Below are 17,114 nucleotides of genomic sequence, written 5' to 3'. Positions count from 1 at the left end.
CTTTTTTTTAGCACTCAATTGCGTTAACAGCGAGACCACCTTTTGAAGTCTCTTTATATTTCTCAGACATATCTCTGCCTGTTTCTTTCATGGTCTGAATCACTTTATCTAGCGTGACAAAGTGTTCATCGTCATCATGAAGTGCCATTTGGGCTGCATTAATGGCTTTTACGGCTGCAATTGCATTTCGTTCAATACAAGGCACCTGAACCAAACCACCAATCGGGTCACACGTTAAACCCAAATTATGTTCAAGCCCAATTTCAGCCGCATGTTCCACTTGCTCAGGTGATGCTCCTAAAATTTCGGCTAAACCCGCCGAAGCCATCGCACATGCCGAACCGACTTCGCCCTGACACCCTACTTCTGCACCAGAAATAGAAGCATTGAGTTTACATAAAATGCCAACGGCTGCTGCACTTAAAAAGAAACGAACCACTTTATCTTCGGAAAAGTCTTTAGAGAAAGTCACGTAGTAATATAAAACTGCTGGAATAATCCCTGCTGCACCATTTGTAGGTGCCGTCACTACTCGGCCGCCAGCAGCATTTTCTTCATTTACCGCTAAAGCAAATAAATTGACCCACTCCATGGCATGGAAAGTCGTCACAATCAGGTTTGAATTTTTCTTATTTAATAACTTATCGTGAATTTTTTTGGCTCGGCGTTTTACATTTAATCCACCGGGTAATATTCCTTCATTGATTAGCCCATTGTGAATGCACTGCTGCATCACTTTCCAGATTTCCATAATCTTGCTGCGAATCTCAGTTTCACTACGCCAGCTTTTTTCATTTTCAAGCATTAACTCGCTCACTGATAAATGATGAGTCTTACATAAGCTTAAAAGTTCAGCCGCACTGTGAAATGGATATGGAACCTTAACATCGTTGGTTTCAGTTTGGGTATGTGTTAATTGTCTTTGACTAACAATAAAACCGCCACCCACCGAATAGTAAGTTTCTGCATATAAAATTTCTTTAGCATCACTGTAAGCAATCAATTCCATTGCATTGGGGTGATAAGGCAAAGATTCATCTAAAAAAAGCACATCATGCTTATAATCAAAAGAAATAGTCTTTTGTTGATTAAGCCTGATTGCTTTATTCTCAAGAACATCTTCAATTAAGCTTGTACTGACTTGAGTATCGATATGTTCAGGGTCAAAGCCCATTAAACCTAATAGAACAGCCTTGTCTGTCGCATGACCGACACCCGTTGCCGACAGCGAACCGTATAACTTCACCTGAACTCTAACCGTTGCTTGTAAATCGTCTTGCTTCAATAAATCATCCACAAAACTGTATGCCGCTCGCATGGGTCCAACTGTATGGGAGCTAGATGGACCGATGCCAATTTTAAAAAGATCAAATACACTAATAAACACGTGGTCCTACCTTCGATTCATTATTATTCGTATGTTCGTCATTATTGTGTCCTTTCGGATAACTCTAAAATTATCATTAAGCCAAGTACAAATCACGAATAACTCTTCGGCAGTAGCACAAAAAGACAACGGTTGAACAATCACGATAAATAACTTTGTTCACAGCCATAACTTTTGTAGTTTTTATTAACAAATATAAATGTATTAGCGCCCCCTTCCTTAAAACAAGTACAGGAAGTTGTACAAATAAAAAACTACAAATATTAGCCATTAGTCGCACCTCCCTATTTTTATTCATTTTTGCTGGTAAAGTGCTCTACATGGTTTGATACAACCTACTTAACTCAGATGCATAATTCACCTGTTCTTGCATCTGATGTTTTTCTGCCTCTAGTCCGCTAGGGGCTTTTTTTATTATTGATTTAAATACTGATATATTAAATTTCTAGAGATAATTAAAGACAAGAAAAATGGATCGAGTTTTCAAATTAAGTATTTTAAGTTGTCCGCTTTTATTGTTAAGTGGTTGTATTGGTTGTTATAACCCAACAGGCTGTAACCGTGATGATTCGCCGTATTTCTATACAACACAGAGCACTCAAGTCAAAGGTGTAACGGTTCCTGTTGGAACAAAACTGGTTTATAAATCTCAAAAGTCCAAACAGAAAGATGAGCAAACTGCACCTCTTAAAGAAGAGAATATAACGTGGATAAAGCTACCGAAAGATACGGCTATACTTTGGGGAGGAATGCCTACCAATCATCTCCTTCAATTTGCTAACTCTGAAATGCAAGGATTTACAGCCTACCGAGCACAAGAAGCTCCCGCTGTATATTCCAATCAATTTTTAAAACTCTGGAAAGAATGTGATAGTGATTTAGATATCTCGATCAAAAATAAAAATGACTGGAGCTTTAATCCCGCAAATATGAAAATTATTGGATGTGGAATTAACTATCAAGAAAGAGCCTCATACAACACCAACAATCCAAGCCAAGATAAAGTTGATATTTTTCTCATCAAAATTAATCAGGCTTTACAGCAACTGCCACAACAAAAAGAGTATCCCGTTATCCATTATTCCCAAAATTAAAGTAAAAAAGCCTGCATTTTCAGCAGGCTCTTTTCTTTAAAATTTGATTTACCAAACTTTAATTACACACATTAACCACAGGTTGCTTGAGTAATTTTCTTAGAAGCAGGATCAATAGTAACTGTAACTCGGTTTGTACGATAATCCATAGTCATTGGTTGACCTGGAGCCACTTTGCGCACAATTTCTGATTTAGTTTTTTGTTTAATTTGATCATCAGTAAGGCCAGTTTGACCCACTAATTTTTGAGCTTCTTCTGCTACACAGTTCGCTTGATTATCACGGAATAATTTCCATTCTTCCACGACTTGGCCGTTTGGTAAATGACAATACCCAACCTGACCATTTGCTTCATTTCTAATTTCTAATTTCCCGCCTTGTTCAACACAATATTGACTAGCTGGGTTTGGTGAACCAATTTTTGGTGGAGTTGGATCTTTATGTTGTACAGATGAACAAGCCGTTAACGAAACAAGCGCTAAACCAAGAAAGATAATTTTTTTCATAAATTTTTGCTTCTTAATAAAAAAACTAAAGATATCAAAAAAATTCATGTTCCATATGACTTGTTTACAATAAAAAACTCACTTGAATATTCTAGCAAAATAAATTTAATTTATTGGAAATTAAGATGTTTCCAATTAAAAGCCATTTTTGAACTATTCTATTCAGGTCTTTCTAAAATTCGTGCTCCAGATCCGTCTTGCCCTAAAACATCTTCAGGATTTCTTAATGGACATTGCTCTAGTGATAAGCAACCGCAACCAATACACCAGTCCATTTCATCTCTTAATCGAGTTAATTTTTGAATTCGATCATCCAAATTTTCTCGCCAATGACTCGATAAATCCTTCCATTGCTTAGCTGTTAATTTGCTCCCCATAGGATATGCGCTAAGAGCCTCTTTAATTTCATTTAAAGGAATTCCTACTCTTTGAGCAACTTTAATAATCGCAATATACCTTAAAACAATTAATGGAAAGCGGCGCTGATTACCATTGGTTCTTATACTTTTTATCAGCCCTTTCGTCTCATAAAAATGTAGGGTCGAGACAGGAACTCCACTCCTTTTTGCAACTTCACCCACAGTCAAAACTCGACTAGAGTCAGCTTTTTTATTTTCACTTATCATGACTAACCTCAACTTTACTCGAGGTTTATAAGAGAGCCTACTGTTTTTGTCAAATCAATCACTCAACCATTCAAAGTCATTTTTCTGAGTTTATTGGTCTTAACTTTTCTATAAAAGCTGAGAAAATAAATTTGATACGATTATTAATTCAATTAAATTTATAAAATGAGCTGCTGACATTTAAATTTAAGAAATTAATTTTGTAGGGTACATGGGCACCCGCAAACCCAAAACATGTTGTAAACGAAAGGCATTGGTGCTCCTAATGGATAGACCTTAGCCTGTTCGATCTTATAAGTTTTTTTACGTGACTCAATGTGAAGTATATTATCGTAGCGAGCAACTACAATTCCCTTTTTATATAATTTTTTCCGTTCATTCTTTGCATCAAATTTATATACCAAAAAGTAAACTTTTTCTCCTACGCTGATCTTTGAATGATTAACCATAATGTAACCATTACAATACTTACATTGCCAATCTTTCATATCTCAAATAATCACACACTTAAATTTAAAAACATATCAAGTTTTATAGTATAGATTTATTAAAGCTACAAATCTAAAGAAATATTTTAATTGAAAAAATAAGGTCTATTTGTGACACGCATCACAATAAAAACATAAAAAATTTCAAATTATATTTAGAAACATCAATCACTTACCTAACTATCTTTTAATATTATTATTTTAAAAAATATTAAATTTATCTATATTTTATATTACTATATAGTATTTCGGTTAATAAATTTAAAAGTACCGATATAAATAATTTTAATATTTAATAATCTAATTATTTCATTATATTCAACTAAACCACAAATAAAGTAATAAATAAAATTTAAGATATTAAATTAATTTCATGTTTAATTGAAAATAATTCAGTTCACATTATGCAATATAAAAATATATAATTATTAGAATTGCAATTTAATTTTTTATTATGTCAGCTCAACGTTTAAAATTAGAACTCCCATCTGGACATGATCAATTATTACTTCATTCTTGCTGTGCTCCTTGTTCAGGAGAAGTTATGGAGGCATTAATTGATTCTAGAATTAAATTTTCGATATTTTTTTATAATCCTAATATTCATCCGGTAAAAGAATATCTCATCCGTAAGGAAGAAAATATTCGTTTTGCAGAAAAGCATAATATTCCATTTATCGATGCAGATTATGATACGGATAATTGGTTTGCTCGAGCTAAAGGTATGGAAGATGAACCAGAACGCGGTATTCGTTGTACCATGTGTTTCGATATGCGTTTTGAACGAACTGCCCTTTATGCACATGAACACGGCTTTAGTCTCATCAGTAGTTCGTTAGGAATTTCTCGTTGGAAAAATATGGCTCAAATTAATGATTGCGGAATTCGAGCAGCATCCAATTATCCAGATATTCAATATTGGGATTATAACTGGCGAAAAAATGGTGGCTCTAGTCGAATGATTGAAATCAGTAAGCGAGAGGAATTTTACCAACAGGAATATTGCGGTTGTGTATATTCTTTACGTGACACCAACCGTTGGCGTATGAGTAATGGTCGAGACCGAATTAAACTAGGTGTTAAGTTTTATAGTAATGCCATGGAAGAAGATTAAATCCTATTCTCCTTAAAAAATTAATTCATTCTAAGCTGTATTTATTCCTAATAAAAAAAGGCCACATCTGGAGAATGTGGCCAAAAGGTGTACTGTACTGAGCTTTGATATTATTAAAATAATGAAGTTAGCTTAAAATAAGATTAATAAATCTTTTAAATTTAAATTTTTTAAAATTTCATCAAAATATTAAAATCGAATAAATATTTTGCCCTTCTCATTAAAAATAAAATCACTCTAAAATCCTGATATAATTTTGAAAAGTTTAGCTATTTTACTTTTTGATACTGATGGCTAGTCTCTTGATATTTTCCACCATTTCCTCAGGTTGATGTGCAGCATAGCCCAACAGAACTGCTGCTTTTTTCGACTCAAGTTGACAATATCTTGATAGAGGTTGAATCTCCAAATCCAATGCCGAGCAATGAGAAATAAACTCCTGCTCAGTCCATGATGCTTTTAACCAACATATAAGATGAATGCCTGAATCTGTTGGCTGAACATCGAGTACATCTGAAAGGTATTCATTAATAGCGTTAATCAATACTTGTTGACGCTCATAGCATGCTTTTCGAACTTTACGTACATGTCGAGCATAGTGGCCTTGTTGAATGAATAGAGCTAAAGCGACCTGCTCTAAATATGAACTTCGCACGTCAGTATAATATTTAGCTGCACTAAAGGTTTCAATTAATGCTTCAGGTACAACCATGAACCCTAAACGAAACTCTGGAAACATCATCTTGGTAAAAGTGCCAGAATAAATGACTCTTTGCTGCTGATCTAAACCTTGTAGAGCTTGAATTGGGTGAGTGCCATAGCGAAACTCACTATTATAATCGTCTTCAAAAATCCATTTTTCTTCTTTGTTTGCCCAATCTAATAAAGCAAAACGGCGAGCTAAACTTAAAGTTCCTCCTAAAGGAAATTGATGTGAAGGTGCTGTATATACCAGTTTGCTTTTGAAGTAATGATTTGTAATGTCAGAGATTTGCATTCCCTCCTCATCACTCTCGATCAAATTTACCTGTGCACCAAAACTTCGAAAAATCTTAAAAGCTGCATCATATCCCGGCTCATCCAAACACACTTCATCATTTGCTTGAAGTAATGCATAGGCTGTTAAATGAATAGCTTGCTGCGTTCCGTTTACGATAATAATTTGCTCTTCGTTGCAGTTCAGCCCTCGGGTGGAGCGAACATATTCACAAATTGCCTGACGCAAAGGTAGATAGCCACGTGGGTCGTAAAATTGACCAAGCTGATAATACGACTGCCGCCAAGCTTGTGTTAATAGCTTGCCCCACAGTTGATGAGGAAATAAATCAATACAACCTACCCCTACATGAAACATCTTTTTCTTTTTACTTAACCATGACTGCTTGCGCCATGAATCCAATAAAGTTTCAAGATTTGGATTAATATTTAAGGAACGATGAGTATTTTTAGACGTTTCTTTTGAATTTTTTTGAACATGTATTAACTGATCTGGCACAACCTCAGCAACATAGGTACCCGAACTTGGTTTGGTAAATAAATATCCCTCATCCAGTAATCGTTCAAGAGCCGCCAATACAGAATTTCTTGAAATTGACATCATCTCTGCCAAAGCACGACTTGAGGGTAATTTTATTCCGGCAGTCAGTCTTCCATCTAAAATGGCATCACGCAAAGCCGTATATAGTCCATCTTTAATCTGGCCTTTTGGCAAAATTAAATGTGGAAAAGATGCAGAAATCGGAGCTGCCATATTAAAACTGGTACTGTGAAAAATATCAAAAGTGTATCTTATAAAAATACCACTATCAAAACTACACTCTAGTTGTCGATTTTTTATTACTTTAAAACAGAGTGTAATTATTATGCAAAATCAAGGTCTTCAAATCGTTCCTGTTCAGCAGCAAGATTATTCACAATGGGAAAAATATTGGCTTGCTTACCAAAATTTTTATCAAGTGAATTTACCCCTTCATGTCACAAAAGTAACATGGGAACGTTTCTTCGATGAAAATGAACCTGTGTACTGTGCCGTTGCTAAACAAGGTGAGCAGGTTTTAGGAATTGTGCACTATGTTATTCATCGTTCAACATGGGCAGAAAATAATTACTGTTATCTAGAAGACCTGTATGTTTCACCTGAAGTTCGTGGGCAACACATTGGTAAGCAACTCATTGAATATGTGCAGAAGCAAGCAATCAAACACAACTGTGACCGTTTATATTGGCATACTCAAAAAACCAATCTAACAGCGCAAAAGCTTTATGACTGGATTGCACAAAAACCAGGAATTATTGAATATCGTATGCCTTTAAACTAAAAAGTGAAAACACCAAAAGCTGGAGTGCTTTGGGTGTCTAAATTTTAGTACGAATACGCTTAATCACTTTGTCATTAATAGTTGAGCATTGATTAAACGCAGCAAAACGCTTGAGCTCTTGTTCCAGTTCGAAGAAGAAGAGCTCCTTATTTTTTACTGTTTTTTCCAGATGTAGGCTAATCACTTCTAATTCTTTGATAGAACGATGCGCTTTACAATCTACTCGGCCTACTAACTCGTCTTGATATATGATCGGCAAGCAAAAATAACCATATACTCGTTTAGCCGCTGGTACATAGCATTCAATGCGGTAATCAAATTCAAATAAGGAAGCTAGACGGTCACGATGAATAAGAGAATTATCAAAAGGCGATAGTATTTTTAAACCAAAATCAGTACTAACCTTTTGTTCCATTGCAGCAACATCAACATATAAAGTTTGACCATTCTCAAGTTTAATTGCTGATACAACACCTGCATCAATATGTTCTTTCAGAACGACACGCATAGTTTCTTTTAAATCATTTTTCTTTAGATGAACTAATTGTTTCCATGTAAATGCACCATGTGCTCGAAGCGTATTATTAAATAAATACTGCGCATATTCATAAAGTGTAGGCATACTTAAATCAATATTTTCAGGCAAGCAGCGCTCGGTCAAATCAAAGACCTTTTCCATTCCGTTACGCTCACAGATCATCAGGTCACCCTGCATATATAACTGCTCAAAAGCACGGCGGCCTGGTCCGGTATTCCACCAGTTTCCCAAACTCTTTTTATTATTCTTATCAATATCACGGAGACGAATTTTTCCTTCAGCACGAACACGTGCCAAAATTTCATTCATAAGGTGTTGATCACCTCTATTGAAATAACGGCTTTCTCCGTTCCTGACAGACATCATGGCAGGCAATGCATAGCGATAATCTTTCATAGGAAGATAAGATGCGGCATGATACCAATATTCAAAAATCTGGCGCTCACGAACCAAACTATTTAAATGATTTAATTCATAGTCAGGCACTCGGCTCCACAATATATGGTGATGAGCTCGCTCTACAACCGATATGGTATCAATCTGTACATATCCTAAATGCTCAATCGCCTGTAAAGTTCCATCCACACCTTTTGTAAATCGACTGGTTTTTCCTAAACCTTGATTAAATAAAGTGAGCTGTTTCAAAGAAGAAGTCATAGAAATCAAATATTGTTGTATTCATTTAGAAGCAGAAAAATTTCAGTTCTATCCTATCACTATTTCCTAATTTGCTTGTGCTTTAGCATCAGTAATTCTTTATAAAAAAAATCTCGGCTAACTCAACATTTTACAGACTCATCTTAAAATAACTTTTAGGAGCCAATCTAATCACTAAAATAACAACCAATATCACACTGGCTAAATGGAAAAGCCATCCTGCTTTGTAACCCCCCGTAAGATCATGCAAAATTGCAATAATCCACGGCGGGATTGCTGCCAGTAAAAAACCACCACCCTGCATCAGTGCAGATAAAGCACCTGCATGAGTCGGATCATCAAAATGGTCTAATGCAACGATAAGCATTAATGCAAAACATCCCCCCAAACCTACGCCCAAACAAATTGCCCAAAGTATAGAGGCAAAATCAGGCATAAAAGCCATTCCAGAGAAACCGACTAGCTGCATTGCCAACGTAAACCATAACCATGGACGTCGGTCTTTATATTTCCTAGCTAAAACAGGCAAAATTAGCGCTGAAGCTGCTTGGCTCAAGGCCAGCAAAGCGAGTAATTTTCCACTTTGTGCTGCACTCCAACCCTGATCTTGAAAAGAAGGTGCCAACCACGCTACTACGGACGAGTAGCCACCATTTACAAGTCCAAAGCACATCATTAATAACCATGTTCGAGGTTGATTTAACAACTTGCGTACAGGCGCATGATGAATGGATGAACTAACTTTTATAGGTAAAAAGACAAGCGCCAATATAAATGCAAATAAAGCTGGAATGGTAAAAAAAGCTAGGCCAATCGACCAGACATCCGTTATATTTGAAATTATAGGAGCTAACCATGCACCTAGTGCTCCTCCTCCCATGAGCATAGCCGAATAAAGCCCCATCATCGGCCCAATATATTGACTAAATTCTCGTTTAATCATACCGGGAAAAGCCGCTTGTATCATCGCAACTCCGAATCCAATTAATATTGCACTAAGAATTAATCCTTCGGATGTAGGAAATAAAAATCGGACAGCACATCCTCCACAAATGGCCAGCAATGCACCAAGAATAGCTTTTCGTTCGCCGACATAGTTCTGCAATATTGGGCCAACAAATGCAATGACTCCCATAAGCATCATCGGTAGCAAAGTAAGTAGTGCTATCCCTTGTAAGCTTAAACCAGTGGCTGTTCGAATATTGGCAATCAATGGTCCAATACTCGTTATAAATGGTCTTAAATTAAGGCCAACTAAAGCCACAGTTACAATGAGCATCGGCTGGGTCAAAAAAGCTCCAGACTGCTTCATTATTTTGAGCCTGAATGATTGGCTTGATAATTCTTCCAATGCGCATAAAGATCAGTGCGGTTTTCAACTCTGATCGGTATATATTGAATTTTCATTGATTGCTCAGCAAAGGGCTTGGCAAGCTCAATATATATTTCAGCTGTAGACAAACCAAATGGTGTTCCGTCTTCATTAGAATAAGCATAGCTCACCGACTTTATACCAGCTAAACGCATCGCAGCCATACACATTGGGCATGGATGGCCACTTGCATACACAGAGCAGCCTTCTAAATTGGCAGATCCTAAAACTTGGCTGGCTGCACGAATCGCCAGTAATTCAGCATGTGCGGTTGGGTCATTCGTTACCAGAATCTGATTTACGCCTGAAGCAATAATTTCTCCATTTTTTACAACCACAGCACCAAATGGCCTGCCACCTTTTTCGATATTGTTATAGGCAAGCTCAATCGCCTTACGTAAAAACTGTTCACCTTTTTCCATCACATACTCTCACTTTCTATTTTGCACCAGCTGCAAGAAGTCTTTTTTCAATTTCGAGGTATCCTCGTGACCGCGCATGTTCTAAGGGAGTTATCCCGTCTTTATCTGCCAAGTTCGGATCAGCACCTGCTTTCAATAAAAGCTCTACAATGTGTTGATATTTAGGTTCTCCATTTCCCAAAATGATGGCCTCAAGTAATGCTGTCCAACCCAAATTATTCACATGATTAACATCTACACCGGCCGCAATTAATGTACGGACTGTTTCAACATTGCCTCGTTCCGCTGCTGGAATTAGCGCAGTTCCACCGTAACGGTTAATACTTTTTAAATCGGCACCATGCATGAGTGTCATTCTTAGAATTTTTAAATATCCCTGTGCACCAGCATATAAATATGGACTGTCTTGAATATTGTCTTTTGCATTTACATCGGCACCAGCCTCTATCAGCATATGAGCAGCATGTACATTATTTGCTCTTGTAGCGACCATCAAAGCAGTCGAACCAGTTTCATCTCGCTCATCAATTAAAGCTTTTTGAGATAAAATCCGTTTGATAGATTGTGTGTCATTATTTATCACTGCCTGATGTAAAGGATACTCACCCATTGCATTCGTCATATTTGTAAAACCCGACGCCCCTAATGCGACAATCAGATTCATCCATATTAGTGACTTACGCATGGTGGCCTCCCAATAGAAATTTTTGGCTAAACATTTTATAAATAGAATAAAGATCACCAAAAGTATTTGGAAATTAAATTATTTAATCGATAGTATTAAGATTATAAATACTTATCTTATTGGCTTTTTAGTGTGGCGGTACCTAATATGTTTGATCCTCGCCTTTTACGTGCTTTCGTCACTATTTTTGAAACTGGCGGTTTTACCGCAGCTGCCGAACGATTACACCTGACTCAATCAACAGTTAGTCAGCAGTTAGCACGACTTGAAGAATCTGTCGGTCATGCCCTTATAGATCGGACAGCAAGACCTTTCAAATTGACGGCATCTGGAGAATATCTAATTGGTTATGCGCAAAGGATTTTGACTCTCCAACAAGAAGCTGAAGCGCTACTTAAAGATCCAGCAGGAAGTATTCCCATTCGTATTGGTTTACCAGAAGATATGATGAGCCAAGCAATGGCCGAAGTTTTTGGTATATTTGCCAAAGAGCATCGTTCCATTCGTTTAGACGTAACCTCTGGCTTGAGTCGCAACTTAACAGAACGTTATCGGAATGGTGAGTTCGATATTATTATTGTCAAAGAACCTGCGGCCAGTGCTGATCACCACGCTACATTCCCAGAAGAAATGGCATGGTTTGAAAGTGAGAATTCAACAACTGCATGGTCTGATCCCATAAGTTTAGTGACCTTTCCTCAAGGCGGACTTTATCGGGACGAAATGTTCACAACCTTAGAGCGCGAACGGCGACGTTGGTATATTGCATTTACGGGTAGTAGTCTAGAAAGCGTGTTAGTCAGTGTTGAAACAGGATTAGGATTATCTTTATTGCCTGTAGCTAAGACCAATGGCCGGAGAGTACGTCGATATGATGCATTAGGAGCTGTGCCGCCTATGACCGTTTCAATTTACACATGGGAAAAAGCTGGGATAATTTCCCAGCTTGTACATAAAATGACGACTGTTTTACAAGAACGTTTTCAATCCTCAATAAATATTTAACTTATATCATTCGAACTTTCAGCAATCAGTTTTTCTGCCATTTCTTGAGTTTTTCTTAAGCCTGGCATACGGAACTCGGTATGCCCATAATCTTGGATAGATTTCCAACGTCCACCCCAAGTCAAACCAACCGATTCGGCGACTTGACCATATAATCGATAGCCTTGCATTGCCCACGGATCTCGCTCAGAAATAACCACTTTTCCATTTCGCTTAAATGCTACATCAGCTGCTAAACCAAATTGGTGATAGCTTTGATACCCCCTCGCTCTAGTCGTATTTGGATTGCCAGCCAACATATTCTGACGTGCTGGGCTACGATAGCCTTCTAATAGAACCAACTCATAACCATATTGTTCTTTCATGATTTTAAAGACCATGAGTAAACGCTGTTTATATCGTGGGTTCATTTTGTCCCATTTACGATCAACTAAATTTGTATCCAAAATAGCTCGACCATCGAAACTTGCATTATCAATCGGTGAAGAATTAATAGCTCCACTATTTTGAGACGAATATTGCTGCTCTAACTGCGTGGCCTCAACAATTGCAGCTTCAATTAGGCTCTCATCCACTTCTGGCGGTGGCGATAATATTTCACCATTTAAAAGTGCATAAATTTGAGGATCTGTTTTTTTCAGATATTCAGCTTCAATTCGGGTTGAGCTAATAGGCCGAGTTAAAGCAAACACTAAAATACTAGCAAACAAGAAAAAGCCCGCAATAACAATCCACCACTGCTGTAAATGCCAATGAGATTGTAATTTTTCAGGAGCAGCTGCCTGATTCATGGTTTGAGCAAATTGTTTAACCTGATTAAGCTGTTTACGCCCTTGGGGCAGTAATGACAAAACAAAATCTTTGCTTCTACTCCTGAGTTCATAAGACATTAAAAACGCTAAACCAATTGCCAAACATGTAAAGCAAAAGAAAATGAGAAAGATCATCATCAGTTCATTAATTCACGGCAAAAGGACTTCGTGTAATTTTAATATCTACCGATGCCTTAGGCGGCTCAACCTCAGGTTCTGGTTCGGCTGGAGCTTTACTCTCAACTACGGGTTTAGCCTGCGCCACTTGTTGCTGCTGCGGCTTACTCACAGGTTTTTGCTGAGCTGGCTGTATTTTGGGTTGAGCCGCTTTAGCTGCACCCGTTTGTAGCTGAGGCACAACCTGAACTTTCTTTTCACCTGTTAGCTGTTCATCAAATGGTGAAACTCGTTGTTCATTCGTAGCAACAGTTTTATGCGGAACAGGTTTAAAAATATTGCTTAACTCATTATCTTTTGGCTGTTCAAAGCCATCACGACTCATTGAGTCCGTCTCGTTATCTTGACTTACAGCAACCTGATTTTGTTCATCTGAAGAATGTACAGCATCTTGATTTAAAATTTGCTCTTCCGTTGATTTACTCTCAATTGCTGCTGATTCTGGCGAATTCGGTTGAGACAAGAACAGGAATAGCGAGATGCTGACAAACACCCCTGCAATCACGCCAATTACAATATAAAGTACTGGTGATTTCGGCTTTTTTTTATTCGATTGTAAAACTCGAATAGAAGTTGGTTTTTCCTGAGCCATTTCGTTCCATCATCAAGGTAAATAAATTGTAATATGTGCTTGCTCTTGAGGAGCAGAAATCACATTTTGATAATTAGATAATGCTTTATCATTTTGATTGTTGAGCATAAATCTTAAGCCTGCAAAGGTAAGTAATGCAAAAATCAATAAAAAGATCAAAATCCAAAAGAAAGGTACTTCACGATGAATAATATTTCGTATTTGATCGGGAATTGCCGAGAACGGCGAAAAAGCAACTTTTTTCCCTTTTAAATAGTCAATTTCATCACCCACTCTTGATACTAAGTGGTTGAGACTTTCAATAGATTCAATTCGGTACTTACCCTGAAAACCGAGCAAAAGGCAGTAATGAAATACTTCTAAAGCAGCTAGACGTTCTTTTCCACGACTTCGCAATTGTTCCAATATTTCAAAGAAACGATACCCGGCTAACTGAGAACCAAACAAGCTCAATTGCAATGGGCTAATTAACCAAGCATTTTGTAAATTAAAATAGCTTGGGTCTTGTTGCGTTACGATAGTTTCATCAATCAAAGCACAAAATGCATATTTAGCATCATGAATATCATCAGCTGAAAATTGCAATTTTTTGGCTTGTTGCTCAAATTGATTGAGTAAATTTAAGATTTTTTCACGAAACTGCTGAGCATCTGCCGGCACATACTGATTTCGAATCAAAAAAACCAAATAAAAGCCATCATGCAATAAATCAATAAGATTGATTGCCTGTAGTTTTGCCTGAGACTGGCTATTATTGTTCCCACCCGTTCCAATTTGCCCATCGTCAAATAAAGAAGGAGCACCTGTGGATTGTGACATTTTTCTCTCCTTTACCCTTAAGCGTTCATAACCGCAATCAGTTCAATACTGATATCTTGGAAGCCAGCCGGAACATAAATACAAATCGTCTCTGAATCTAACATGCGCTGGTATAATTCATGATGCGGTTCAACTTCAAAATAGCTCACGCCAGAACGTACTGGGATCGCTGTTGGAACCTGAATCAAGTGATGCAATGGAATTGCAGGTAATGCAGCAACTACACGTTGCTCAACATCTAAAGTGCTACCAATCTTGAATCGTAAAGGTACAATCTGGATCAACTCATGTGTCTGCATTGCGCTACTTGATACTGCAATATAAAGTCGAGTATCTCGAGTAATCTTATCGGTCTCAAGACTTCCCACCCAATATGAAGGGCGGATTTCTTTAAGTGCAATACTGATGTAACGGCTCGAAATAATCGTATCGAGTAAATCACGTAGAATCGTGTCTAACTGCGAAAAACTTTCTTGTAAATTATGGTGTTTATAGGCAGGCAACTGATCAACATCATACGCCGTCGAGAAGGTTAATAAAGAACCTGCTAAACGTAACAATTCGAAGAACAAACGTTCTGGATGGATTTGTGGATATTGCACAAAATGATTCAGGCCAGCATGAGCTGTGTTTAAGGCATTTACTAACCAGAATGAAACGATATCACCTGAACGGAATTCAATTAACTTCTGTTCATTTTCTCGGTTATTGGTTTGAATCGTCTTAATTTTTGCCTTAATCACATTCAGTGTTCTTTTTAAGTTTGAAATGAGTGATTCAGAGGCATCCACATGCAAAATTGGCGGAATAAACTTTCGATCAATTTCAAAAGCGCCGGAGCTTTGGCGCTTAATCTTTCCAATCGGCAGATATAAGAAACCATCTAGATTGTGGTCTGGATTACTATGTACATCTAATAATTTAAAAACAGCACGTCGGCGTAGCAAACTAATATCTGCTTCAGTAGCATTAGTAAATAAATCATGCGTTTCAACAAGGTGAGATTGATATCTACCCTTTTGCACTTGGTTTTGATCAATTAGATTTTGCTTATTTGCTTGTAAAAGCGGCAATGCTAAATAGATTAGCATCTCACCACGTAAATTAAGATCGTCTAATAAAATTGGTTCAGGCAATAGATCATATGCCGGTGCCTGATAAATTTCACCGTCTTGCCAGATCATCTCTACAGACTCAAGAGCAAGGATATGCGTACTCAACTGAGCTTCATCGAAACTTAAGTTTTGAATACCATACGAAAAAGGCACAACTGCGCGAACCGTATGATTTAGGCGTTGTTCATGATACGTATCTTGAATTTGGAAATGTTGAGGTCTTAAAAATAAACCTTCGCCCCACAGGACTTTTTCAGCTTTAAACATATGTCTTTACCAATCTTTATTCATATTCATTTTTAGGCTGCACACCTAACATTTCCTGAACCATTTGTAATGGATGCTCATCTTTAATGACTTGCGCTAACCACTCGTGTAATGGCATTTGACTCCATTTAATCGTTTTTTGAAGCATATAGCTCACAGGACTATGAGGTTCATTTGCTTGGAAGTAATCTGCGATCTCTTGCAATACTTTCATTGCTTGTTCACGGTTAGCCAAGTGCGTTTGTGCTTGAGGCTGAAAAGCTGGCTGATCTGAAACAACTTGTACAGGCACTTGATTTTCCATAGATGAACTCGTGATAACAGTAGCCTGTTCTTGAATTGGCGCAAGCCCTGTACCAAAAGCTTCTGCTTTATAAATCTTACGTAATGTGCTGTGAATAGTCTCAAATGCCGAATCAATAGCAGCAAAACTCGGCGAATCTAATCCCATTAAATGATCAAGAGTCTGTTTTAAAACATCCCACTCGGTTAAGACTGAACTAAAATCTTGATAATTAGAGTATTGAAAAGTTTTAGAAGTATTAAAAATGGCTTGGTCGAATTGTTCTAATTCAGATGGTCCTGACTGGCTGTCATACTCTTCAGTTTGTTTACGGCGAACATTTTCGTGATATAGAAAATTATCGTAATCAAGCAAATTATAATAAGGAGCTGTATTGGTTAAAGAAACCTTCTTTAACAACATCGGAAGTTGATTAATTAAACCCTGTAATAAACCAATGCGTTGATCTAAGTCATCATCTTCAATAACAGGGTGAATTTCCTGCCAGTATTGATTCAGCATGGTATGGCTTAAAGTTAAACCTTTAGCCATACCTTCAAAACCATAAAGATGAGTCCAAGCCTCTAAGAGCCAAGTTAATAGACGAATATCTTTCGTTTTATCTTTTAGCAAAACACTCGTGTTCTTTGCTACAAAGTCCCAATCGGCTTGTTTGCGCTCAGCAACCCAATCACCTTGATCTAGTAATAGATCATCTTGTGTCTTCGCTTTTTTTATTTCATGAAATTCATTAGAAAACGAAAAGTCATCACCACAAGGTAAACTATCACTAATGGGTTCGAGTAGTTCAGAAATATCAATATTCATCTAATTTTA

Annotated in this window: 18 protein-coding genes; 4 read left to right on the top strand and 14 right to left on the bottom strand. The window is 37.3% G+C overall.

The genetic code is table 11. The features are described 5' to 3' along the window. Positions 1 to 7 precede the first annotated feature (7 nt). Entirely contained in the window at positions 8 to 1,387 is a 1,380-nt protein-coding gene (locus tag WBW42_RS02480) for an L-serine ammonia-lyase (protein WP_032056482.1), read from the bottom strand. Positions 1,388 to 1,857: 470 nt separating this feature from the next. Here WBW42_RS02480 and WBW42_RS02475 point away from each other — a divergent pair, with 470 nt between their 5' ends. Then, complete coding sequence (locus tag WBW42_RS02475) at positions 1,858 to 2,481, top strand: hypothetical protein (protein ID WP_032056483.1); 624 nt, start codon at positions 1,858 to 1,860, stop codon at positions 2,479 to 2,481. Positions 2,482 to 2,552: 71 nt separating this feature from the next. Here the strand turns inward: WBW42_RS02475 and WBW42_RS02470 are convergent, their stop codons facing one another. From WBW42_RS02470 to WBW42_RS02460, 3 genes are all read right to left on the bottom strand, one after another. Continuing rightward, positions 2,553 to 2,987: an I78 family peptidase inhibitor gene (locus WBW42_RS02470; protein WP_025466543.1), complete on the bottom strand. Its 435-nt coding sequence runs from the start codon at positions 2,985 to 2,987 to the stop codon at positions 2,553 to 2,555. A 158-nt stretch (positions 2,988 to 3,145) separates the two neighbouring features. After that, positions 3,146 to 3,613, bottom strand: a complete 468-nt coding sequence (gene soxR, locus WBW42_RS02465; protein ID WP_032056485.1) for a redox-sensitive transcriptional activator SoxR — start codon at positions 3,611 to 3,613, stop codon at positions 3,146 to 3,148. 194 nt (positions 3,614 to 3,807) lie between these two features. Further along, a complete protein-coding gene (locus WBW42_RS02460) occupies positions 3,808 to 4,101 on the bottom strand; it encodes a hypothetical protein (protein WP_005070027.1) in 294 nt (97 codons plus the stop codon). Between the two features lie 454 nt (positions 4,102 to 4,555). Here WBW42_RS02460 and WBW42_RS02455 point away from each other — a divergent pair, with 454 nt between their 5' ends. Continuing rightward, the gene (locus tag WBW42_RS02455; RefSeq protein WP_068938179.1) at positions 4,556 to 5,215 is read left to right on the top strand and encodes an epoxyqueuosine reductase QueH; all 660 of its coding nucleotides are present in this window, start codon (positions 4,556 to 4,558) and stop codon (positions 5,213 to 5,215) included. 274 nt (positions 5,216 to 5,489) lie between these two features. Here the strand turns inward: WBW42_RS02455 and pdxR are convergent, their stop codons facing one another. Then, a complete protein-coding gene (pdxR, locus tag WBW42_RS02450; RefSeq protein ID WP_032056487.1) occupies positions 5,490 to 6,965 on the bottom strand; it encodes a MocR-like pyridoxine biosynthesis transcription factor PdxR in 1,476 nt (491 codons plus the stop codon). Between the two features lie 112 nt (positions 6,966 to 7,077). Between pdxR and WBW42_RS02445 the strand changes: the two genes are divergently transcribed. Continuing rightward, a complete protein-coding gene (locus WBW42_RS02445) occupies positions 7,078 to 7,533 on the top strand; it encodes a GNAT family N-acetyltransferase (protein ID WP_032056488.1) in 456 nt (151 codons plus the stop codon). A gap of 37 nt (positions 7,534 to 7,570) precedes the next feature. Here the strand turns inward: WBW42_RS02445 and WBW42_RS02440 are convergent, their stop codons facing one another. From WBW42_RS02440 to WBW42_RS02425, 4 genes are all read right to left on the bottom strand, one after another. Next, positions 7,571 to 8,728, bottom strand: a complete 1,158-nt coding sequence (locus WBW42_RS02440; RefSeq protein WP_032063495.1) for a winged helix-turn-helix domain-containing protein — start codon at positions 8,726 to 8,728, stop codon at positions 7,571 to 7,573. A gap of 130 nt (positions 8,729 to 8,858) precedes the next feature. Beyond that, complete coding sequence (locus tag WBW42_RS02435; protein ID WP_032056490.1) at positions 8,859 to 10,040, bottom strand: cyanate transporter; 1,182 nt, start codon at positions 10,038 to 10,040, stop codon at positions 8,859 to 8,861. Next, positions 10,040 to 10,522 carry a nucleoside deaminase gene (locus tag WBW42_RS02430; protein ID WP_032056491.1) on the bottom strand — a complete coding sequence of 161 codons (483 nt, stop codon included), beginning with the start codon at positions 10,520 to 10,522 and terminating at the stop codon, positions 10,040 to 10,042. Before WBW42_RS02430 ends, WBW42_RS02435 begins: the two co-directional genes overlap by 1 nt. Before the next feature lie 16 nt (positions 10,523 to 10,538). Beyond that, positions 10,539 to 11,207, bottom strand: coding sequence for an ankyrin repeat domain-containing protein (locus tag WBW42_RS02425; RefSeq protein WP_032056492.1), 669 nt, complete (start codon positions 11,205 to 11,207; stop codon positions 10,539 to 10,541). 147 nt (positions 11,208 to 11,354) lie between these two features. Here WBW42_RS02425 and WBW42_RS02420 point away from each other — a divergent pair, with 147 nt between their 5' ends. Next, the gene (locus WBW42_RS02420; RefSeq protein ID WP_163114364.1) at positions 11,355 to 12,212 is read left to right on the top strand and encodes a LysR family transcriptional regulator; all 858 of its coding nucleotides are present in this window, start codon (positions 11,355 to 11,357) and stop codon (positions 12,210 to 12,212) included. Here WBW42_RS02420 and WBW42_RS02415 read toward each other — a convergent pair. From WBW42_RS02415 to tssA, 5 genes are read right to left on the bottom strand one after another with little or no spacing between them, the layout of a single operon-like run. Next, positions 12,209 to 13,162, bottom strand: a complete 954-nt coding sequence (locus WBW42_RS02415) for a M15 family metallopeptidase (protein WP_032012871.1) — start codon at positions 13,160 to 13,162, stop codon at positions 12,209 to 12,211. The genes WBW42_RS02420 and WBW42_RS02415 overlap by 4 nt on opposite strands. Positions 13,163 to 13,169: 7 nt before the next feature. Continuing rightward, a complete protein-coding gene (locus WBW42_RS02410; protein WP_017385507.1) occupies positions 13,170 to 13,793 on the bottom strand; it encodes a hypothetical protein in 624 nt (207 codons plus the stop codon). Positions 13,794 to 13,805: 12 nt separating this feature from the next. Then, positions 13,806 to 14,612, bottom strand: a complete 807-nt coding sequence (gene icmH, locus WBW42_RS02405) for a type IVB secretion system protein IcmH/DotU (protein ID WP_002114531.1) — start codon at positions 14,610 to 14,612, stop codon at positions 13,806 to 13,808. Positions 14,613 to 14,629: 17 nt separating this feature from the next. After that, a complete protein-coding gene (gene tssK, locus WBW42_RS02400; RefSeq protein WP_032056494.1) occupies positions 14,630 to 15,994 on the bottom strand; it encodes a type VI secretion system baseplate subunit TssK in 1,365 nt (454 codons plus the stop codon). 16 nt (positions 15,995 to 16,010) lie between these two features. Continuing rightward, complete coding sequence (gene tssA, locus WBW42_RS02395; protein ID WP_032012867.1) at positions 16,011 to 17,105, bottom strand: type VI secretion system protein TssA; 1,095 nt, start codon at positions 17,103 to 17,105, stop codon at positions 16,011 to 16,013. Between the last annotated feature and the right edge of the window lie 9 nt (positions 17,106 to 17,114).

The organism is Acinetobacter sp. LT1 (genome assembly GCF_059800965.1).
This window is presented reverse-complemented; position numbering and strand designations above follow the sequence as displayed.